This is a genomic window from Paenibacillus odorifer (assembly GCF_000758725.1).
GTDB classification, from domain to species: domain Bacteria; phylum Bacillota; class Bacilli; order Paenibacillales; family Paenibacillaceae; genus Paenibacillus_AQ; species Paenibacillus_AQ odorifer.
In genome coordinates this window covers 1,156,239-1,175,939 of record NZ_CP009428.1, presented here as the reverse complement: position 1 = coordinate 1,175,939, position 19,701 = coordinate 1,156,239, and the positions used below count along the sequence as shown (strand labels likewise).

Below are 19,701 nucleotides of genomic sequence, written 5' to 3'. Positions count from 1 at the left end.
CCCATGAGCATCGAGCAATCTTCCAACTTAATAACGATATGCTCGGATTCTATAGGAGATACGGCAGAGGCTGTCGTGCAGGCCGTTATTCACCAATTTCAGAATCAGCAGGTCACCATTAAAAGATACGGCAATATTAGGCATGAAGACGAGCTACGCAAGCTTATGGAAGAAGCAGCTCAGCATCAAGGTTTTGTCGCCTATACATTAGTGCAGCCAGAATTAAGAGAAATGATCCGCGAGGAAGCGGTACGTCTTGATTTGCGGATCGTTGATATCATGGGCCCTATGATGCAGGCCTTCATTGATACCTTCGACGATGCTCCTCAGCAGCGGCCGGGTCTTCTCCACCAGCTCGACGAGAATTATTTCCGCCGCATAGAAGCTATAGAATTCACCGTCGCCTGTGATGACGGCCGTGATCTGGGTGCCATGCTCAAAGCCGATATCGTTCTGCTGGGCATGTCCCGTACTTCAAAGACACCGCTTAGCATCTTTTTAGCCCATAGAGGAAAAAAAGTCGTTAACTATCCGATTATCCCGGAGATTGGTCCTCCACAAGAACTATTAAGCTTGCCGCCGAACCGGCTTATCGGATTAACCATGAAACCCGAGTACATGCTGAAGGTCCGCTCTGAGCGGCTTAAGGTTCTCGGATTACCGACAGGCTCCCAATATGCAAGTCTGGAGCGGATCACCGAAGAGATGGAATACGCCGCTTCATTGTTCAACAAGCTGGGCTGTCCTGTAATTGATATTACTGACAAGGCTATAGAAGAAACCGCTGGTATTATTATGGGTTATATCTAAATTTCAGTTTACAAAATATATAGAATGCACTGGAGGGAATTAGAATGGAGCGCGAACTGGCCCTTGAGATTGTACGGGTAACTGAACTAGGTGCTTTATCCTCGGCTCGTTGGATTGGGCGGGGCGATAAAAATGCGGCAGATGATGCAGCCACGACTGCGATCCGTTCCATGTTCGATTCTGTGTCCATCGACGGAACTGTTGTGATTGGTGAAGGAGAGATGGATGATGCTCCAATGCTCTATATTGGTGAGAAAGTCGGGAACCAAAAAGGTCCCTCTGTCGATGTAGCCGTCGATCCACTCGAAGGAACTGAGGTTGTTGCCTGCGGCCTGCATAATGCGCAATCTGTTATTGCTATAGCAGATAAAGGCAGCCTGCTGCATGCCCCGGACATTTATATGGAGAAGTTAGCCTGCGGACCCGAGCTTGCCGGTAAGCTTAGACTCGAGGACCCTGTAGAGATCACTCTGCAAAAAGCCTGCCATTACACTGGCAAATCCCTCTCCGAGTTAACCGTAATGGTGCTGGATCGCAAACGGCATGAGCAGCTGATTAATAGCCTGCGTGAAGCCGGGGTACGAATTAAGCTGCTTGGTCACGGAGATGTCGCTGGCGCTATTGCGGCTGCACTACCAGACAGCGATGTCGATTTATATATGGGTTCCGGTGGAGCACCGGAAGGTGTTCTTGCTGCCGCTGCACTGAAATGCCTTGGTGGTGAAATGCAGGGCAGATTGCTCCCGGATGGACCCATAGAGCTGCAGCGCTGTGTACGCATGGGAATTGCCAATCCAACGCGAGTGCTATACATGGAAGACATGGTTGGCACGGGCGACGTCCTCTTTGCCGCCACGGGTGTAACGTCAGGTGAATTCCTGAACGGTGTCCGTTTTATCGGCAAAGAACGCGCGGAGACACATTCGGTAATCATGCGGGCACAGAGCCGGACAATCCGCTATATCCGCAGCATTCATTTCCTGCCAGGAAAAGAAATACCGGCTGCGCAGACCGTTAGACAAAATGCTGTGTCTCTATAAAACCACAAAAAACAGGCTATCTCACTAGCAGTATCCTTTGCTAGTGAGATAGCCTGTTTTGTTTTTTTACACTGAATGCTAATTGCTTCTTATTTATTTCCAATACGCTCACTCGCTAATGGATCTATATTAGCAACTTTCTCAAAGCGTTCTGCGTTCAGGCTGTTATACTTTGCGAAGATTTGTTTCACTTCTTGCTCCTTCTGCTCGCCTTCCACATCCACCATTACTAGAATATGACCTTCATCCACGTAATTATCGTAGCTCTCTGCTTCCTCTTCAGGAATGCCAAGGCCAATAAGCCCGCCGACTAACCCGCCACTGCCTGCGCCTATCGCCGCTCCGGCAAGCGTTGCCGCAAGAGGTCCTGCTGCAATAATAGGTCCAATACCAGGAATAGCCAAAGCGCCAATTCCCATCAGCAGCCCCGTTACTCCACCCAGCAGGCCACCAGTAGCTGCACCAGTAGCCATACCTTCCGGGGCCACGGTTCCCGACTCGTCTCTAAGCGTTTCCTCATCCGCTTTATTTCTCGCGATAATCGAAATATCCTCTGTCCTACAGCCCTGACGCTTCAACTCCTCAATAGCTCGCGAAGCTTCGTATTCGGCAGCAAAGACACCCACTATTCTCTTATTCATCTCCATTACCTCCTATTGATGTAGTTAGCTCATACGTTCAGCTTCATAGCTTACTTAACCAAACTGGACAAGGATAAACTACGATCTTTGAATTGCCTGCAATTCCGAGTTAATATTCCTTCTAAAATATGCTGTATAATAAAAGTAAGCGGGTACAACTACCCTAGATCAACTCTATAGAAGAAAGAGAAGGAATCATCCATGGCGATATTTAACTATAATTCTGAGCGTCCCTTCCGAGGCAATCCCGACTTGCATCTCCATTACTGGGGGCGGGAGCAGTGTCTTCCCGGGCATTTTTTTGGGCCTGGGGTCCGTGACGTATATAAGATACATTTTATCCATACAGGAACAGGTGAAGTTACTGTGGGTGAACAGACCCATTATCTTAAACCAGGACAAGCTTTTCTCACCTATCCGCATATCGTAACTGCCTACACAGCAGACATAGCAAATCCATGGACCTATTCTTGGGTAGCTTTTACCGGGGAGCAGGTTGATTATATTTTAGCCAAAACTGCCTTGTCACCTGAGCATCCGATCTTTCCAATGGATGAGCAGCTTATGCCTAATTTGTACGAGCTCCTGACACAAGCAGCTGAAGCTTCGGACAGCCTGGATCTACCTCTAAAAGCAATTATGTATGAGTTCTTCTCTCTGTTACTTCGAGCGGTGCCAGCAGTTCCAGATGTACTTCCTCTACCACGTCAAAAGAGTATTTACGTCGAGCAATGCCTGCACTTTTTGCATACACATTATTGTGAAAATATTTCGGTTGAGATGATGTCCTCTTCGCTTAAGCTGGATCGCAAATATTTATCCTCCTTGTTCAAACGGACAATAGGTATGCCACCACAGCAGTATCTATTAAATTTCCGCATCGCTAAGGCGTGCGAGCTGCTGACAGAGACCCTATGCACGATTGGTGAAATCTCACGTTCTGTAGGCTATCAGGACCCCTTACTCTTTTCGCGGATGTTCAAGAAGGTGAAAGGTTGTTCGCCAAAAGAATACCGTAGCCGTCATCTCGAAAATGACATTGTACTATAAACTCCTTCCTTGCTGACATACGTTTGTCCGCGATCTTTCGCTACAATAAGGACGTAACTTACTAAGTAATAAGTGTTTATAGGAGGAATAAATCATGTATAACGCAAGCGCTACCAGATATGACAATATGAAATATAATCGCACCGGAAAGAGCGGTCTACTCCTGCCAGCGATCTCGCTTGGTCTATGGCATAACTTTGGCGGCAACGACTTATTTGAGAATGGCCGCGCCATGGTAAGAAGAGCTTTTGATCTTGGAATCACTCATTTTGACCTTGCCAATAATTACGGTCCACCCGCAGGCTCCGCCGAAGAAAGCTTTGGCCAAATTCTTAAAAAGGATCTGACCCCTTATCGTGATGAGATGGTTATCTCGACTAAAGCTGGATATTATATGTGGGCTGGTCCTTATGGTGAATGGGGCTCCAAAAAATATCTCGTCTCCAGCCTAGATCAAAGCTTAAAACGTATGGGACTGGATTATGTTGATATTTTTTATCACCACCGCCCAGATCCAAATACACCACTGGAAGAAACCATGGCTGCGCTGGACCTCGTGGTACGCCAAGGTAAAGCGCTGTATGTCGGGATTTCGAATTACGGACCTGAACAAACACGCGAAGCGGCACAAATTCTGCGTCGACTTGGCACGCCATGCCTGATTCATCAGCCAAACTATTCCATGATGTCCCGCTGGATTGAAGATGGCTTGCAGGATGTATTGTCTGAAGAAGGCATCGGCTCCATTGTGTTCTCCCCGCTACAAGGTGGCATACTAACCGATCGCTATCTAAACGGAATCGCTCCTGATTCCCGTGCCGCTGGCCCAAGTGTATTCCTGTCTGAGAATGCCATTACCGAAGAGGCGATCGGCAAGGTTCGCAAACTGAACGAGATTGCTGCCGCACGTGGACAAAAAATGTCTCAGCTAGCTTTATCTTGGGTACTCCGTGGAGGCAAAGTAACTTCTGCATTGATCGGCGCAAGTAAGGTAAGCCAGATTGAAGATGCCGTCGCTTCCTTAAATGCCCCAGAGCTTAGCGCTGAAGAGCTAGAGCAAATTGAGGCGATTCTGCGGGGATAAAGCTTAGTTATAACAAGACAAAGACCAATGAGGTCAGGCAGCTTAAAGCTGCTCTGGCATTTCATTGGTCTTCTTTTTTATAGATTAGAGTTCTATTTGCTCACCCAAATATCTGCGTGATGTACACCATGATCAATAATCCAAAAATAAACGAATACGTCGAAGGCCGCTCATAACCATGGCCATGACTCTCCGGAATCAGCTCCTTGTAGACGATAAAGAGCATAGCTCCGGCTGCAAAAGCGAGACCATAACCCACAACATTATGCAGGTAACTGGCAGTAAAATACCCGATCACCGCAGATACCATCTCCATCAAACCGGTAAGCGTAACGATTCCTAAGGCTTTTAGCTTGCTTGTTCGCGAATTCATTAGAAAGACTGCAAGAATCAAACCTTCCGGCATATTCTGTGCGCCAATGGCAATCGCCACGGTAGGACCTAAACTGGCCTGTTCGCTGGCATAACTGAAACCTGTACTGAGGCCTTCTGGTATGTTGTGGATGAACAGCGCAATCATAACAAGCAGCGCTTTTGAATCCATATTGGTATAACCGGGCTTATTCTCCACATCGATATGCGGGATGTTATTTTCAATTAAATCAAGCAGCAGCACTCCGGTAATCAAGCCCAAGGTTAAAGCGATAATCCCCGATTCTTTGATCGATTGCGGCATGAGTCCAAACGTGGAGGCGGACACCATAATCCCCGCAGTGAAGGCTACGAGGATATCTTTCCACTTCTCGGATAACCTCTTCACGAACAGGATCGGAAATGCTCCAAGAACGGTAGCCATTGCCGATACAAAGCTGCCAATAAGCGCAGATTCCAAACCTTCAACTCCTTTGGTACAAGTCGGATAGACCAACATATGTTTCAGAAAAAATAATTATTACTTTTTCATCCATTTTCGAATGGTCCAATATAGTATGGATCATATCATAAAAGACCTCCCCTAGGTTCGGTTCATACCCTAAGGAGGTCTTTGTCTCACATATCATTATGCAACTCGATTACACCAGCTTCTTCCGGATCTTGCCGGAAATCAAATCAATAATTGTGATCATCGCAATGATACCTAGCAGTATAATCCCCACGCGGTCCCAATTCCGTGAACTGAGCGCGAAGATTAACGGTGTGCCGATCCCCCCTGCTCCAATCACACCTAAAATCGTAGCCGAACGAACGTTAATTTCGAATCTATATAAGGTATAGGATAAGAATCCCGGCAGCACCTGCGGTAACACCGCAAACCACAATACCTGCATGCGGCTGGCGCCAGAAGAAATTAAAGCTTCGAGTGGACCGTTGTCGATATTCTCAATCTCATCCGCGAACAATTTGCCGAGCATGCCCACCGAATGTAGTCCCAGAGCCAGCACACCTGCAAAAGAACCCGGTCCAACAGCCTTGATGAATAACAAAGCCATAATAATCTCAGGGAAGGTTCGTATAAAGCTCAACATCAGCTTGCCGGAACCTGAAATTACCTTTCCCTTGCTCATGTTAACTGCAGCCCAAAATGCAAAAGGAATACATAAAAAGGTCGAGATAAAAGTGCCTAGGATTGAAATAGCTAACGTCTCGAGCAATCCCCGCAGGAGATCCTCCCCATCTGGTAAATAAACGAAGGCCCAGTCAGGTGAGAATATCCCGGCAAAAATTGCTTTAGTAATGATCCCGGCGGTTTCTTTGAATCCATTAAACGGCACTCCCGAAAAAGCCCAAATATATAACGCAGCTAGGGCTACATAAATCAGCCAACGAAAACGATTTTTACGGGGTTTAGGGACAAGGGTATTCCATGATTTACTCATATTAATTTCTCCCGCAGCTTAGTGCTTACATAATCAATAATCAGTACTACTGCTAATGTGAACAAGATGATGGTGCAAGTCTTATCGTATTCCAAAAAGCCTAGGGTGACTTCATAATAGTGGCCGATCCCACCCGCTCCTACCAGACCTAAAACCGCCGCAGCACGAACATTAATCTCGAAGGCATATAGGACATAAGACATAAAATGAGCCTGTACCTGTGGAATGACTCCGAACATAATGCGTTGAATCTTATTAGCCCCCACTGAAGTCATTGCTTCCAAAGGTCCTTGATCAATCGTCTCCATCGTTTCATAGGTAAGCTTGGCGATCAGCCCCAACGAAAATATCGTCAAAGCAAATATCCCAGGAAGCGCACCGAGGCCGAAAATGGCCACAAAGATAGAAGCCAACAGCAGATCGGGAATCGTGCGGATCAGGTTCAGCAGCATACGGACCGGATAATGAAGCCAACGGCTTTGCGTAATATTGCTTGCACACAACAGCGCAACCGGAACCGCAAGAATGGCACCAAACGTTGTGCCAACCAGCGCCATCCGGATCGTCTCCAGCATCGCATCTATAATGTTGTCAAAATACCCCCAGTTCGGGGGAAACATTTCCTTAAGCAAATCAAGCATATTCGGCAGACCGGAAATCAGCTCTCCGAAGGATGAATCGGTTAAGACAGCACTTCTCCACAGTAATACTACTAATATAATGGCTGTAAAATAATGTTTTATCTTTCTTGGCGGTTTGGGATGTAGCTTCTCTGCATTCACACTCATCTCACACGCCTCCGAGTACAGGCTCACCCAACAACTCATCCTGATGAATCGGTCTGCCGTAAATCTCAGCAAACCTCTCATCGGTTGCCTCTGATACAGGACCATCGAAGACAACCTCTCCTGCCCGGAGCCCGATAATCCGGGTAGCGTATTCTCTAGCCAGATCAATAAAATGCAAATTCACAATGGTCGTAATCCCGAGTTCCATATTAATCTTCTTTAGATCATCCATAACCTGCTTGGTTGTGAGCGGATCTAGTGAAGCTACAGGTTCATCTGCGAGGATAATCTGTGCCTCCTGCGCAAGAACACGGGCAATAGCTACACGTTGCTGCTGACCTCCAGATAGCTGATCTGCACGTGTATAGGCCTTCTCGGCGATATTTACCCGATCAAGCGATTCGAAGGCTAAATCGATATCCTTTTGTGGGAATCTGCCAAGTATCGTCCGCAGTGTGGAATGATAGCCCACCCGTCCTGCCAAAACATTACGAAGCACCGTCGTACGTTTCACTAAGTTGAAGCTTTGGAAGATCATTCCGATATTCCTACGGATCATTCGTAGCCGGCTTCCTTTTGCATTCGTAATGGACTGTCCGTTAATAAGAATATTACCTTCGGAAATATCATGAAGCCGGTTAATGGAACGCAGCAAGGTCGACTTCCCTGCTCCCGAAAGACCAACAATAGCTACAAATTCTCCGGCTGGAATGGTCAGGTTAATGTTGTTTAATCCTTTGGTTCCGTTTAGATACGTTTTGGATACATTACGAAGCTCTATCATGAAATCATCCCTTTATGTGTTTTCGTATATTCGTATAAAAGAGATAGCCAGATCCGGGGGGGAATCCGGAGCTGGCTATCCTTAATGCCTGTTATACACCAACATCGTTGTATCCTTGAACGGCCTGTTCTACTCTGTTTTTACTTTACTGTTGTATTCGCGAACAATGTCAAAGTTGCTGTCTTGTGATTTCACATAACCTTCATGAGAGTAAATGTCTTTGATAATCTCATGGCCTTCTGTGTCAGCTGCGATATCAATGAATGCCTGCTGGATTTTTTCAATCCATTCTTTATTCATATCTGAACGGACCGAAATCGTATCGTTAGGAATTTTATCAGTAAAGGCGAGAACTTGAGTATCTTCAAATACTTTTGGATAATCCTTAACGACCGTGTTCCGGGCATCTTGGAAAATAGCTGCTGCATCTACGTCACCATTCAGCACAGCAAGCACGCCTTGATCATGACCTTTAACCGTAATGGCTTGTACATCCTTCAGCGGATCAAGTCCCGCATCCATAAGCGTTGCAGCCGGCCATACAAATCCTGCAGAGGATGTAACGTTTTGATAGGCAATTTTTTTACCTTTCAAATCGGCAACCGATTTGATCGCAGAATCTTTCTTGACGATAATCATAGATTTATAGAAATCCGCTAATTCATCTGTTGGACCACCGGTTTCATCATTTACACCAAAACGTTGAGCCTGAAGAATAACCTCAGCTGCTCCTTTTTCTTTAGCTAACACGTAAGCAGTTGGAGGAAGGAAACCTACATCCACTTTTTTAGAGGCCATAGCTTCGATAACGGTGTTGTAATCAGTAGAGACACTTACTTCTACAGGAATACCGAGCTTGTCACCCAGTAATTTTTCAAGAGGTTTCGCTTTAGCTTCGAGCGTATCTGCATTTTGAGAAGGAACAAATTGTACAGTAAGCTTCTCTGGAACATAACCCTCTGCTACAGGAGCTGCCGTTTCCTTCGGTGCATTTGCCCCGTCCGTCGATCCTTGGTTTGCATTATTTGTAGTGTTGTTAGCGCCACAACCACTAAGCAATGTAATAGACATCATTAGCGGCAATACGAATTTACTGATTTTTCTCAAACGAAAGACCTCCACTGTTTTCTATTTTTATTTTTGAGTACTTCTAAACTATAGATGTGTTTTATTAAATCAATAGCAACCAAGCATCAAATATATGTAAAATTTATTCCAATCTCTTAAAGTTAGCAATTTATCTGCTAGAATGAGGTCTGAACTTATTATCAGGAGGGGCTACCTATGAATAAAGAGAATTCAATAACCTGTGAAATCCTCGTAACAAGTGATCTACATGGACATTTTGGGCCCGTCGATTACCGCACGGGGGAGAAACGACCAGCAGGCTTAGCAACAATTGCTACCCTCATTAAACAAGAAAGATCCCATACTCCTGAGCTGATCCTTATAGATAACGGCGATCTTATTCAAGGCACACCGTTAACTTATTATGCAGCTACACATTATAGTAATGAGCTGAATCCGGGCATAGCTGCACTAAATGAATTGAAATATGACGCTGCAATTATTGGCAACCATGAATTCAATTTTGGCAAAACTCTGCTGAATAAAGCCGTTCAGGATTCCCGCTTTCCTTGGTTATCAGCTGGAATTATAGATAACACGACAAATCAACCCGCCTTTGGTAAACCCTATATCATCAAATGGGTAGATAAAATCAAAGTAGCCGTTCTAGGGGTTACGACGCATTACATCCCCCACTGGGAGAACCCTAGCCATATTGAAGGGCTTCAATTTGAGGATTCGCTAGAGACTGTAAAGCATTGGTGTGCCATTATACGGGCAGAAGAGCAGCCTGATCTGCTCGTTGTAGCTTACCACGGCGGATTCGAACGCGATCTAAGCAGTGGAGAACCTGTAGAGAGACTAACGGGGGAGAATCAAGCCTACGCCATGTGTACAGAGGTAGAGGGCATAGATGTGTTAATTACCGGACATCAGCACCGCTCCATAGCTGGGGAGTTGAACGGTGTTACAATCATACAACCTGGTTGTAATGGACTTTCCCTCGGTAAAATTTCAGTTATCTTCCAAAAAGAAAATACACACTGGAAGATTCAGCGTAAACATGCCGAGCTCCTTACCGTTAATGAGACAACAGCTGCAGATGAAATAATCCTAGAGCTGAGCAGTACTCTTGAATCAGAAACACAAACCTGGCTGGATGAGAGAATAGGAACGGTTATCGGGGACCTGTCTATTTCCAGTGCTGATGAATGCCGCTTGGCTGACCATCCTTTTATAGAATTTATGAATAAGGTACAAATGGAGGCTGCTGGCGTAGACATTTCTACAGCAGCCTTACTCAGTAACGATTGCAAGGGTTTCAGCGAAACCATCACACGCAGAGACATTTTATCGAACTTCATTTATCCCAACACCTTAACCGTCCTAAGACTGACAGGACAAGATATTAGAGAGGCCTTAGAACAAACCGCTAACTATTTCCAACAAGACGAGAACGGAATAATAGCCGTTAACCCCGCCTACATCGAGCCTAAACCACAGCATTACAATTATGATATGTGGGAAGGAATACAATACGAGCTTGATACCGTTAGACCTGCAGGCGAAAGAGTCCTCCATCTGCTGTACCAAGGTCAGCCTATAGAGGACTCTAAAGAATATGAGGTTGTTATGAACAATTATAGAGCCAGCGGTGGCGGAGATTATGAGATGTATAAGGGTAAGCCGATTGTTCAAGAAATTATGATCGACATATCTGAAATTGTCACCGACTACATTGAAAAGCATGGCCAAATTGAAGCTACCTGTGACCATAATTGGAGAGTTGTTTAGGCTTTAGCGATGAACACCCCAATGTCGCTCTCTATCAGCTTCAACGCACTTCTCCAGAAGTCGACGGAGTGAACATCTAGATCCATTGTTGTTGCTACATCAACAATATTATGTTTGCTGGTATCCCTAAGGAACTGGCGATACTTAGGGGCGAACTCTTCGCCCCTCTTTAAATATTCCGCGTACAGTCCTTTAGAGAATAACAAACCAAAGGAATACGGGAAATTCAAAAATTCATTACTAGCCATAAAATATCCAGCTTTGTTCATCCACATGTACGGATGGATTGTACCCGGGTCAATGCCCTCACCATAGGCTTCCACCATACAGGCAATCATCAATTCATTTAGCGCTTGAACAGACAGCGGGCCTAATGCTCTTCTCTCATATAATTTGATCTCAAATAAATAACGGGCATAAAAGTCTACAAGATAATAACCGGCATCAGAAATACTTCTCTCCAGAATAAGCAGAGCTTCCTTCTCCGTTGAATTTGTAATTATGGCATGGTTCACTATCGTCTCACAAAAAATCGAAGCCGTTTCAGCAATCGGAATCGGGTAATCCGTATTCAGCATCGTTTCATTAGCCAGACAGGAGCTATGATAGGCATGGCCGAGCTCATGGGCAAGGATACTAATATCTATGGCATTTCCGGTGAACTGGGTCATAATTCTGCTCTCGCCAATCGGGAAAATATCGATGCAAAATCCATAACCCCCTTTGCCTGATCTAGGTTCTGCATCAACCCATTGCTGATCAAAAGCCTTCTGAGCAAAACAAGCCAGTTCCTCACTAAAGGTTGCGAAGCTCGAGATGATTGTATCTTTGGCGTTAGCGTATGTAATTTTCCCGTTTTCTACACCGACTGGTGCAAAAATATCGTAAAAAGGCAGCTTTGCCGGATGTCCCAGCAGCTCGGCTTTCTTTTGATAATAGGTATGAAAGGCTGGCAGGCTCTCCCCAAGAGCAGTGAGCATAGCTGCTAAAGTCTCGCTGTCCATTCTCGAAGCGATTAACACTTTTTCCAGAGAAGATTGATAACCCCGCATGCCATAAATCGTCAGCGCCTCACCACTAATGCCATTTAAGCTGGCTGCGCAGACCTCAGCAATAAGACTACAGGCTTCTGCCTCTGCTTCATAAGCAGATTTTCTTAAGCTGGCATTATTCTCATAAGCCATACTTCTTAGCTCCGCAAGTGTCACTTGTCTAGTTTCCCCATCTACCACTAAATCTGCAAGTGTACTTGAAGTCCTCTCCATATACAGTCTGCTCCATGCTTTGGATCCTGTACTCTGCATTTTGGCTATGGCCATTTCAAGTTCTTCGCTTAACTCATAGCGGGATTGTAACAGGAGTTCTCGCAAATAAAATTGATGCTCCATTAGATAAGGTGAGCTAACTATAAGCTCATCCATATGATCACAAGTGCTAAACCAGCGCTTAAAAGCCACAACTACCCCGATGATTTCTGAATTGGCCTCCTCAATATCATCAGCAAGGTTCATAGCTTCCTCGCAGCCACTATCTGCGCTGAGTGTTAACTCTGCATAAGCTAACAAGCATACATATACGCTTTTATAATCATTATAAATTCTTAAAAAGCCCTCCACAGGCATGGCTGTAACGTCTTTTACATTCAAATGGTGCTTAGCCCACCGCTTTAAATCTTGTACATGCTGGCCCAGTAGCTTGCGATCCCTTTTTAACTGCTCCGATTCAAAGGAAGGATATAAACTATCTAAGTTCCATGTCATATTCATCCGCAAATCTCTCCCCCTTCGATTCCTATTCTTCTAAGCATAATCCATCCTGCCAGAAAAGTGCATCGACATAATGTACTTCTTCTCTTCATACACAAAAAAAGGACCCTGCCAACGTCCGGCAGGGTCAAAGTCTATATTATAAGGGGGTTATGTGATTACTATAACCCTCTTAGCTTAAAATAATATGAATAGTAGATAAAGATTGGCTTAATCTCCGAACCCTATTGACTTAAGGTTGAAGGATTCACTCTAGCCTTGTTAATCTGAATTCCCACATACACGATAAGGAACAACACCATAAACCCAGCCGAATAACGATACATTATCCCATAATCAGTTGCTGCCGAGATTGCCCCCAGAATAATGGCTCCGCTGGCTACACCCAAATCCGTTGAGTTATAGAACATACTGTTGGCCATACCATATTGTGCAGGTGTTGAGGTGCGAAGCATCCAAGCCTGGATCGTTGGCTGAATAGCGCCGAAACCAAGTCCATATAGCAAAGCGGAAACGATGAGCATTGGCATAGAGGTCGTATAAGAAAGCACAGTTAAGCTTGCAACGACGCAAACCGCCGCCGGGATTAGGACAGAAGCTGGTCCTCTTTTATCAAATAATCTGCCGGAGATAGGTCTTATAATGATGATCGTAACCGCATTAAATAAAAAGAACAGACCCACTTGCTCCAGATGAACTGATTCGCCGAATAAAGCGATAAAGCTTAGCAATCCCCCGTAGGTAATTGCCAACATGACATTTAGAATGGCAGGCAATACTAACTTTGTATTAAACGGAACCTTGAGAGGTTTGGTGGATTCGCTTTGAGTTGGGGTTGGCTGTTTTTTCGGTTGTGCAGGAAGTGAACGAGAAAATAAAAGTACTGGAAAGGCAAGAAGTAAGGTTACCATACCAATCATAGCCAGTGTTCCAAAACCCGATTGTTTCATCACATTTAAGCCAATCATCGGACCGATCGACATCGCCAGGCTGGTAGATAAACCGAAATAACCTATCCCTTCACCCATTCTTTTGCTCGGAATAATCTGCGAAACAATCGTTGGAATAATCGTGCTGGCAATCCCGAATCCAATCCCATAGCCCACACGCATCAGCAGCAGCGAGCCAATGGAATCTGCTACAACATAAAGGCCGGTTATAGCGGCGGCAATTGCTAAGCCAATATATAATAATACATTGCGGCTAACCTTCCGCATCAGAAAAGCGGTCATAAAACGTGAAGCGATCGCAGTTAATGCAAAGACGCTGGTAACGAGGCTGACCATAATATCTCCGGCCTGAAATTCGCTTTTTACGTAAGACGGAAATGAAGATAACAACATCTGTAAATTCATAAATAAAAATAAAGCACTAATCGTTAAAGCAATAAAAGATTTGGTCCATAATTTCGTACGTAGTTCTTGTTGTTCTAACATAACTTGCCTTCCTACTCTCCATCTGTTATTTGATCTACATGATTGTTTATTCTTAGCAGCAATTCCATGAGCAACTCATATTCCTTACTAGAAATACAGTTCATAATCTCTTCTGTCACCTTATCTTCAATAGGAACGGTTTCCTTCACCAGAGACCTTCCTTTTTCTGTGATATAGACTTTAAAAGAACGCCGATCGTTTTCACCGGTTCTTTTGTAGATCAGTCCCTTTCCTTCCAAATGATCCAGAATTCGCGTTGTAGTTGGCTTATCCTTACCAGAGCGCTTAGCGATGTCCTTCTGAATCAGACCTTCCGTTCTGTCAATATGAAAAAGGACTGACCATTGCTCCGGTGTTATATCATGTTCTTTCAGCCCATTTTGAAATAACATGCTTAATTTACGGTAGGTCGTACCCATCATAAATCCTAACGTAAGCTCGGATTGGTTATGCTTTGTCGTCATGATCGTATCCCTTCTCAATTAACACTGTTTTAATAGTTGCTTAAACAATTATATTCCTAACAACTAATTTTGTAAAGGTGAATCAAAGCTATGAACTAACTATTATAAAGTTGCTTGACAAAGCACACTATGTGCGGTATTATTATCTCATCTTAAAGATACTTAACTTAAAGACAACCAGAGTTTACTACTCTTGAGATAAATAATTTTTAAAGGTTGTGTACTTCATGGGATTTCTAGACAAACTATTTGGTAGAACAAAAATTGAGGAGGAACAAACAATGTCAAAATTAAACATCGGTATTATTCTCGGAAGTACTCGTCAAGGTCGTTTAAGCCCGCAAGTAGGAGAATGGGTTAAAAAGATTGCGGATGCACGCGGGGATGCTAATTATGAGATCATAGATATTGCAGACTTCAAGCTTCCACTATTGGGTGAGGCTGATGCAACTGAACAAGCAACAGCTTGGAACACTAAACTTGCTACACTAGACGGTTTCGTATTTATCGTACAAGAATATAACCACAGTATTTCTGCATCACTGAAAAATGCGCTCGATTATGCCCGTGAAGCTTGGAATAATAAAGCAGCAGGTATCGTAAGTTATGGTTCCGTAGGGGGCGCTCGTGCAGCTGAACATCTACGCGGAATCTTGGGAGAACTATCTGTAGCAGACGTTCGTGTACACCCTGCGTTGTCACTGTTCACTGATTTCGAGAACGGAACTGTGTTTAAACCAGCGGATCTGCATCTTACCAATCTTAATGGGATGCTGGATCAAGTCTTGGCTTGGAGTGGCGCATTGAAAACTCTACGTTAAGATAGAACGCCTTACGCCTCTGTTATGTTATGAAGTACACCCTTTAGAATAGACATTCGATAAACCTATGGTTTGTCCAGTCGATTCTTGAGGGTGTATTTTTTATGTGTGACGAAATGACCACCCTGTGTAGAATCTAATCTGGTATAATCGGCGGGGATTTTAAATTACATCAAGGAGCAATGATCATGTGGTTTATGTTTGCATTATTAACGGCCTTCGCTTGGGGAGGGGCTGACTTATTTTATAAAAAGGGGACCGATAGTCAGGATCGGTATAGCCATATTAAGATTGTCATTATCGTGGGGATAGTCATGGGTATTCACGCGACAGCTTATATGCTCATTCAAGGATTGACCTTTGATCCTATGGACTTAATCCGATATTTCCCTGTGTCTGCACTCTATATCCTGTCGATGGCAGTCGGTTATATTGGACTTAGATATATTGAGTTATCCATTGCCTCCCCCGTACAAAATTCATCTGGCGCTGTAACGACGATATTATTATTCATCTTTTTCACCCATGAGCTAGGAGCGTTTGAAATCGTTGGTGTTGCCGTTATCACCTTAGGCATTATCGGCATCGCCATCTTGGAAAAGAAAGCAGAACACCAAGCGCTTCAAAAAAGTGCCACACAGATTGATAAAAAATATCAGATTGGCGTGATCGCCATCATTTTTCCAATCCTATACTGCCTAATCGATGGACTTGGCACCTTTGCCGATGCTATTTATTTGGATGAACTCAGCCTGATTAGCGAAAAAGCAGCTCTGCTCGCGTATGAATACACCTTCTTTATATGTGCCATCTTGTCTTTTACATACCTGAAATTTTTTAAAAAGGTAAAGTTCAACCTATTTAAAGAACGGGATAAGGGCTTCGCAGCCATTCTGGAAACGACCGGACAATTCTTCTACGTATTTGCTATGTCCAGCAACGCGATTATCGCGGCACCACTTATTGCTTCATACAGCATTTTTTCCGTAATATTATCGCGCATCTTCCTCAAAGAAAAACTAAGCAAGGCACAATATGCCGTTATTATCGTTGTGATTCTAGGGATTGCTTTGTTGGGGGTTGCGGACGAGCTGTAGCTTCGGTACACAAAAAGACCTGCTAAGTAGGCTTCATTGCTTACTAGCAGGTCTATTCTATAGTTGCTTATTCCGGCCTATCTATTGTAAAAATCTCTCCAAGAGTTGCGTAATTATTTCCCGCCAAGCGGCTCACAGCGTTTAGAACTCTCGGGTCAATGTGCCCCTCCTGATAGATCGATTCATCGATATGGAATTGAACAATTTCGCCAATAAACAAGTCACTCCCAGGTTCTTCACCCCCTAGAGGGATTGCTTGAACAAGCTTGCACTCCATCCGCACCTTCGCTTCCAAAACGCCAGGCACAGCTACACTTGTACTTTGAATCGGTGTAAGATTCGCCAATTCAATTTCACTTTCAGATGCAGGTAATGTGGCTGCAGTCTGATTGATCTTCGCAACATTCTCCTCATCTACAATATGCACAACAAACTGTTGATTATCGTAAATATTACGGGCTGTATCTTTTAAACGGCCTGCTGGTCTTTGAATAGCCAATGAAACCATTGGAGGATTAGACGAAACGATATTAAAATAGCTAAAAGGTGCACCATTTAAGAGACCCTCTTCTGATTGTGTTGTGACAAAGGCTATAGGTCTAGGAATAATAGTGCCAATTAATAATTTGTAATTTTCCCGCTCACTGTTGTGCTTTGGATCAATTGAAATCAATTTCCTCAGCCCCTTCTTCACTCTTTCACAAAGTCGATCGTACTTCTAACGGTATCAATAGGACGGACTAACTTCTCAATTTGCTCACGTTTAGGTTCCAAGAAAGGTGGCAAAGAAAGCTTCTCGCCAACGGTTTCATATTCCTCATCTCCCATAAATCCTGGCCCGTCAGTGGCAAGCTCAAACAATATTTGTGGTGCAACACGTGTATACAACGACTCGAAGAAGTGACGATCTACATATCCTGAAGTTTGGAATCCAAAGCCTTCAAAACGCTCTGTCCACTCGTCCAGCATCGCACGATCCTCTACACGGAATGCAGCATGGTGAACAGTCCCAAAACCTTGGCGTGAATTCGGTAAGAACTCGTTATGCTCTACAATAATTTGTGCACCGTTTCCGCCTTCGCCAACTTCAAATAAATGATACGTCTCTTCCTGAGCAATTTCTTTAAACAACATCACTTTCTCCAATACTTCTTTGAAGTAGTTGAAGTCAGCAATTCGTACAAAGATCGGTCCCAAGCCCGTTATTGCATACTCCAAAGGGATAGGCCCTTTTTGCCACGGTGTACCTGATACGACACCTTTATTCAATTCATCTGAAATAAGTTGATACTGTTGATCATCGAAATCTACGAAGGATAATGTCTTTTTGCCGAATTGCTCTTTAATGCCGGTATGCTTCACTGCAAGCCGATCAAAACGCTTAACCCAGTAGTCTAATGCAGCATCTGTTGGTACCCGGAAGGATGTTTTCGCAATCTCATTAGTTCCATGAACCCCTTTAGGGATGTTAGGAAAATCAAAGAAGGTCATATCTGTTCCGGCGCTGCCCTTATCATCTGCAAAAAACAAATGATACGTCTGAATATCATCTTGATTAACTGTTTTCTTCACTAGACGCATACCTAACACGTAAGTAAAAAACTCGTAATTTTTCTCTGCGCTGCTTGTGATGGCTGTAACGTGGTGAATCCCTTTTAAGTTTCTCATTGTTATACACTCCTAATGTTTAGTTGATTTTGACTCGTAATATAATTCCCAAGAACAAGAAGGTTTAGTTTAATTATCTTAATGTTAAGATATCACTTAAAAAAAAGATCTTTTTCTACTGTACAAGCTCTTTGGTGGATAGTATCGAGATTTTTTATCTTCACTTTAAATATCTTTAACTTAAGATAAGTTTAGCACTGAATCTGTAGGAAGTCAACGCTTTGAAGCTTATCATATAAAAAAAGCTCCACACAAGTTCAATGAACTCGTATGAAGCCGGGATATCTTATATCATCTCATTAGGTTAAGTTATGATGCTGAGTGATGACCGCTGCGTGGCTTTGATGATCCATCTTATAACATATCAACGTAATCACACAGGCCAATATCGCCAGGATGGCAGCAGCTACAGGAAGAGAGATTAATCCTCCATGCCCGGCAACCACTCCACCGATCGCGGACCCGCCTGCAATTCCCAGGTTTGAGGCTACTGGATTCAATGAGGCAGCAAGATCCTTCGTTTTTGGTGAGAACTGCTTAGCTAAGTCAATCAAATAGAGCTGTGCAGGGGCGCTCACAATACTCGACATCATGGCTAGAGCCATTAGCACAATCATTCCAAGAATGGAAACAGATGCGGTCATACTAAAGATAACATAGACCACAGCTTGGATAAGGAACACGAATCTCAGCTTACTAACCGCATTCCCGGTCGCAACCTTGCCACCAATCCAGTTGCTGACAATCGTGGCAATTCCGTATACAAACAGCACACCGCTAACCGAGCTTTTAGGAACATTCATGACTTGCTCCAGAATAGGTGTAATGTAAGTATACATCACAAATACGGCTCCCACTGCCGTAACCGGAATGAGAAATGCAAGAATAATGCGGCCGTTTGTGAGCAATCCGATCTGATCCTTGAGTGAGCTAGGCACAGGTTTCGGTAATTGGCGTGGAATATAGATATAATTTAGGACTATGGCAACTCCAGCTAATATCCCATTCAGAACAAACGCTGCTGGCCAATTAAAAAACTGCCCGACGAAAGTACCGATCGGCACACCAAAAACATTCGCAATAGCAAAACCACTCAAAATTGTAGCAATCGCTTTGCCTCTCTTCTCCTGATCAACCGCTTCATTCGCTACCGTAATGGCTACAGAAAGAACAAAGCCACATAGTATGGCAGTAACTATTCTAGTCACCAGCAGCATACTGTAAGTTCCAGTTACAGCACTCCACAAATTCAGCAGCAAAATCAATACAAGTGATACAAGAATCGTAATCCGTTTCGGAACACGGCTGCACAAGGACATCATAATTGGTGTACCAATGGCATAAGAAATCGCGAAGCCAGATACCAATCCCCCGGCTGTCGCAAGCGTAACTCCGAGGCTTGAGGATATTTCAGAGAGTAAACCAACAATAATATACTCCGTCGTACCCAGAATAAAAGCCATAAAAGTAAACGAGAAAATCAATGCGTTCTGACGTGTTGTTTTCATGGTGCTCTCCATCCTGTTTATCTCTATTTTTATATGAACATACCTTACTCATAATACTCATTTAG

19 protein-coding genes are annotated in these 19,701 nt (G+C 44.0%); 7 read left to right on the top strand and 12 right to left on the bottom strand.

The annotated features are described in order from the left end of the window. Nucleotides 1-3 precede the first annotated feature (3 nt). The gene (locus PODO_RS04975; RefSeq protein ID WP_038568970.1) at nt 4-810 is read left to right on the top strand and encodes a pyruvate, water dikinase regulatory protein; all 807 of its coding nucleotides are present in this window, start codon (nt 4-6) and stop codon (nt 808-810) included. 44 nt (nt 811-854) lie between these two features. Continuing rightward, complete coding sequence (gene glpX / locus PODO_RS04970) at nt 855-1,850, top strand: class II fructose-bisphosphatase (RefSeq protein ID WP_036676445.1); 996 nt, start codon at nt 855-857, stop codon at nt 1,848-1,850. Nucleotides 1,851-1,939: 89 nt separating this feature from the next. Here the strand turns inward: glpX and PODO_RS04965 are convergent, their stop codons facing one another. Further along, a complete protein-coding gene (locus PODO_RS04965) occupies nt 1,940-2,491 on the bottom strand; it encodes a general stress protein (protein ID WP_038568969.1) in 552 nt (183 codons plus the stop codon). A gap of 201 nt (nt 2,492-2,692) precedes the next feature. Between PODO_RS04965 and PODO_RS04960 the strand changes: the two genes are divergently transcribed. Continuing rightward, nucleotides 2,693-3,541 carry an AraC family transcriptional regulator gene (locus PODO_RS04960; RefSeq protein WP_038568967.1) on the top strand — a complete coding sequence of 283 codons (849 nt, stop codon included), beginning with the start codon at nt 2,693-2,695 and terminating at the stop codon, nt 3,539-3,541. Nucleotides 3,542-3,635: 94 nt separating this feature from the next. After that, a complete protein-coding gene (locus PODO_RS04955) occupies nt 3,636-4,625 on the top strand; it encodes an aldo/keto reductase (protein ID WP_370510570.1) in 990 nt (329 codons plus the stop codon). A gap of 100 nt (nt 4,626-4,725) precedes the next feature. Here the strand turns inward: PODO_RS04955 and PODO_RS04950 are convergent, their stop codons facing one another. The 5 genes from PODO_RS04950 to PODO_RS04930 all read right to left on the bottom strand — a co-directional run bounded on the left by PODO_RS04950 (nt 4,726) and on the right by PODO_RS04930 (nt 9,121). Then, on the bottom strand, nt 4,726-5,457 hold the full coding sequence (locus PODO_RS04950) for a ZIP family metal transporter (RefSeq protein WP_036676473.1): 732 nt from the start codon (nt 5,455-5,457) through the stop codon (nt 4,726-4,728). Nucleotides 5,458-5,638: 181 nt separating this feature from the next. Continuing rightward, the gene (phnE, locus tag PODO_RS04945) at nt 5,639-6,442 is read right to left on the bottom strand and encodes a phosphonate ABC transporter, permease protein PhnE (protein WP_036676480.1); all 804 of its coding nucleotides are present in this window, start codon (nt 6,440-6,442) and stop codon (nt 5,639-5,641) included. Further along, nucleotides 6,439-7,230, bottom strand: a complete 792-nt coding sequence (phnE, locus tag PODO_RS04940; RefSeq protein WP_036676482.1) for a phosphonate ABC transporter, permease protein PhnE — start codon at nt 7,228-7,230, stop codon at nt 6,439-6,441. The genes phnE (PODO_RS04945) and phnE (PODO_RS04940) overlap by 4 nt, the downstream gene beginning before the upstream one ends. A 1-nt stretch (nt 7,231) precedes the next feature. After that, nucleotides 7,232-8,014: a phosphonate ABC transporter ATP-binding protein gene (phnC, locus tag PODO_RS04935; protein WP_038568965.1), complete on the bottom strand. Its 783-nt coding sequence runs from the start codon at nt 8,012-8,014 to the stop codon at nt 7,232-7,234. Nucleotides 8,015-8,143: 129 nt separating this feature from the next. Then, a complete protein-coding gene (locus PODO_RS04930) occupies nt 8,144-9,121 on the bottom strand; it encodes a phosphate/phosphite/phosphonate ABC transporter substrate-binding protein (RefSeq protein ID WP_038568963.1) in 978 nt (325 codons plus the stop codon). Between the two features lie 177 nt (nt 9,122-9,298). Between PODO_RS04930 and PODO_RS04925 the strand changes: the two genes are divergently transcribed. Next, nucleotides 9,299-10,876 (top strand): bifunctional metallophosphatase/5'-nucleotidase, encoded by a 1,578-nt coding sequence (locus PODO_RS04925; RefSeq protein ID WP_038568961.1) that lies wholly within the window; start codon nt 9,299-9,301, stop codon nt 10,874-10,876. On the opposite strand, the gene PODO_RS04920 is transcribed toward PODO_RS04925, so the two are convergent. The 3 genes from PODO_RS04920 to PODO_RS04910 form a co-directional block, all read right to left on the bottom strand. Continuing rightward, nucleotides 10,873-12,642: a M3 family oligoendopeptidase gene (locus tag PODO_RS04920; protein WP_038568959.1), complete on the bottom strand. Its 1,770-nt coding sequence runs from the start codon at nt 12,640-12,642 to the stop codon at nt 10,873-10,875. The genes PODO_RS04925 and PODO_RS04920 overlap by 4 nt on opposite strands. A 224-nt stretch (nt 12,643-12,866) precedes the next feature. Then, nucleotides 12,867-14,078, bottom strand: coding sequence for an MFS transporter (locus PODO_RS04915; protein WP_038568957.1), 1,212 nt, complete (start codon nt 14,076-14,078; stop codon nt 12,867-12,869). 11 nt (nt 14,079-14,089) lie between these two features. Further along, complete coding sequence (locus PODO_RS04910) at nt 14,090-14,542, bottom strand: MarR family winged helix-turn-helix transcriptional regulator (protein WP_038568955.1); 453 nt, start codon at nt 14,540-14,542, stop codon at nt 14,090-14,092. A 281-nt stretch (nt 14,543-14,823) separates the two neighbouring features. On the opposite strand from PODO_RS04910, the gene PODO_RS04905 reads away from it, so the two are divergent. Then, nucleotides 14,824-15,363, top strand: coding sequence for an NADPH-dependent FMN reductase (locus tag PODO_RS04905; RefSeq protein ID WP_036676495.1), 540 nt, complete (start codon nt 14,824-14,826; stop codon nt 15,361-15,363). 188 nt (nt 15,364-15,551) lie between these two features. Then, complete coding sequence (locus PODO_RS04900) at nt 15,552-16,460, top strand: DMT family transporter (protein ID WP_038568953.1); 909 nt, start codon at nt 15,552-15,554, stop codon at nt 16,458-16,460. A gap of 67 nt (nt 16,461-16,527) precedes the next feature. Here the strand turns inward: PODO_RS04900 and PODO_RS04895 are convergent, their stop codons facing one another. The 3 genes from PODO_RS04895 to PODO_RS04885 form a co-directional block, all read right to left on the bottom strand. Then, a complete protein-coding gene (locus tag PODO_RS04895) occupies nt 16,528-17,133 on the bottom strand; it encodes a flavin reductase family protein (RefSeq protein WP_038568951.1) in 606 nt (201 codons plus the stop codon). A gap of 17 nt (nt 17,134-17,150) precedes the next feature. Next, on the bottom strand, nt 17,151-18,128 hold the full coding sequence (locus tag PODO_RS04890) for a ring-cleaving dioxygenase (RefSeq protein WP_038568948.1): 978 nt from the start codon (nt 18,126-18,128) through the stop codon (nt 17,151-17,153). Nucleotides 18,129-18,427: 299 nt separating this feature from the next. Continuing rightward, a complete protein-coding gene (locus PODO_RS04885; protein ID WP_038568946.1) occupies nt 18,428-19,636 on the bottom strand; it encodes an MFS transporter in 1,209 nt (402 codons plus the stop codon). Nucleotides 19,637-19,701 lie beyond the last annotated feature (65 nt).

Coding starts and splice junctions, on each gene's coding strand:
- PODO_RS04975 (WP_038568970.1), top strand. CDS start 4: ATGAGCATCGAGCAATCTTCCAACTTAATAACGATATGCTCGGATTCT.
- glpX (WP_036676445.1), top strand. CDS start 855: ATGGAGCGCGAACTGGCCCTTGAGATTGTACGGGTAACTGAACTAGGT.
- PODO_RS04965 (WP_038568969.1), bottom strand. CDS start 2,491: ATGAATAAGAGAATAGTGGGTGTCTTTGCTGCCGAATACGAAGCTTCG.
- PODO_RS04960 (WP_038568967.1), top strand. CDS start 2,693: ATGGCGATATTTAACTATAATTCTGAGCGTCCCTTCCGAGGCAATCCC.
- PODO_RS04955 (WP_370510570.1), top strand. CDS start 3,636: ATGTATAACGCAAGCGCTACCAGATATGACAATATGAAATATAATCGC.
- phnE (WP_036676480.1), bottom strand. CDS start 6,442: ATGAGTAAATCATGGAATACCCTTGTCCCTAAACCCCGTAAAAATCGT.
- phnE (WP_036676482.1), bottom strand. CDS start 7,230: ATGAGTGTGAATGCAGAGAAGCTACATCCCAAACCGCCAAGAAAGATA.
- phnC (WP_038568965.1), bottom strand. CDS start 8,014: ATGATAGAGCTTCGTAATGTATCCAAAACGTATCTAAACGGAACCAAA.
- PODO_RS04925 (WP_038568961.1), top strand. CDS start 9,299: ATGAATAAAGAGAATTCAATAACCTGTGAAATCCTCGTAACAAGTGAT.
- PODO_RS04920 (WP_038568959.1), bottom strand. CDS start 12,642: ATGAATATGACATGGAACTTAGATAGTTTATATCCTTCCTTTGAATCG.
- PODO_RS04915 (WP_038568957.1), bottom strand. CDS start 14,078: ATGTTAGAACAACAAGAACTACGTACGAAATTATGGACCAAATCTTTT.
- PODO_RS04910 (WP_038568955.1), bottom strand. CDS start 14,542: ATGACGACAAAGCATAACCAATCCGAGCTTACGTTAGGATTTATGATG.
- PODO_RS04905 (WP_036676495.1), top strand. CDS start 14,824: ATGTCAAAATTAAACATCGGTATTATTCTCGGAAGTACTCGTCAAGGT.
- PODO_RS04900 (WP_038568953.1), top strand. CDS start 15,552: ATGTGGTTTATGTTTGCATTATTAACGGCCTTCGCTTGGGGAGGGGCT.
- PODO_RS04890 (WP_038568948.1), bottom strand. CDS start 18,128: ATGAGAAACTTAAAAGGGATTCACCACGTTACAGCCATCACAAGCAGC.
- PODO_RS04885 (WP_038568946.1), bottom strand. CDS start 19,636: ATGAAAACAACACGTCAGAACGCATTGATTTTCTCGTTTACTTTTATG.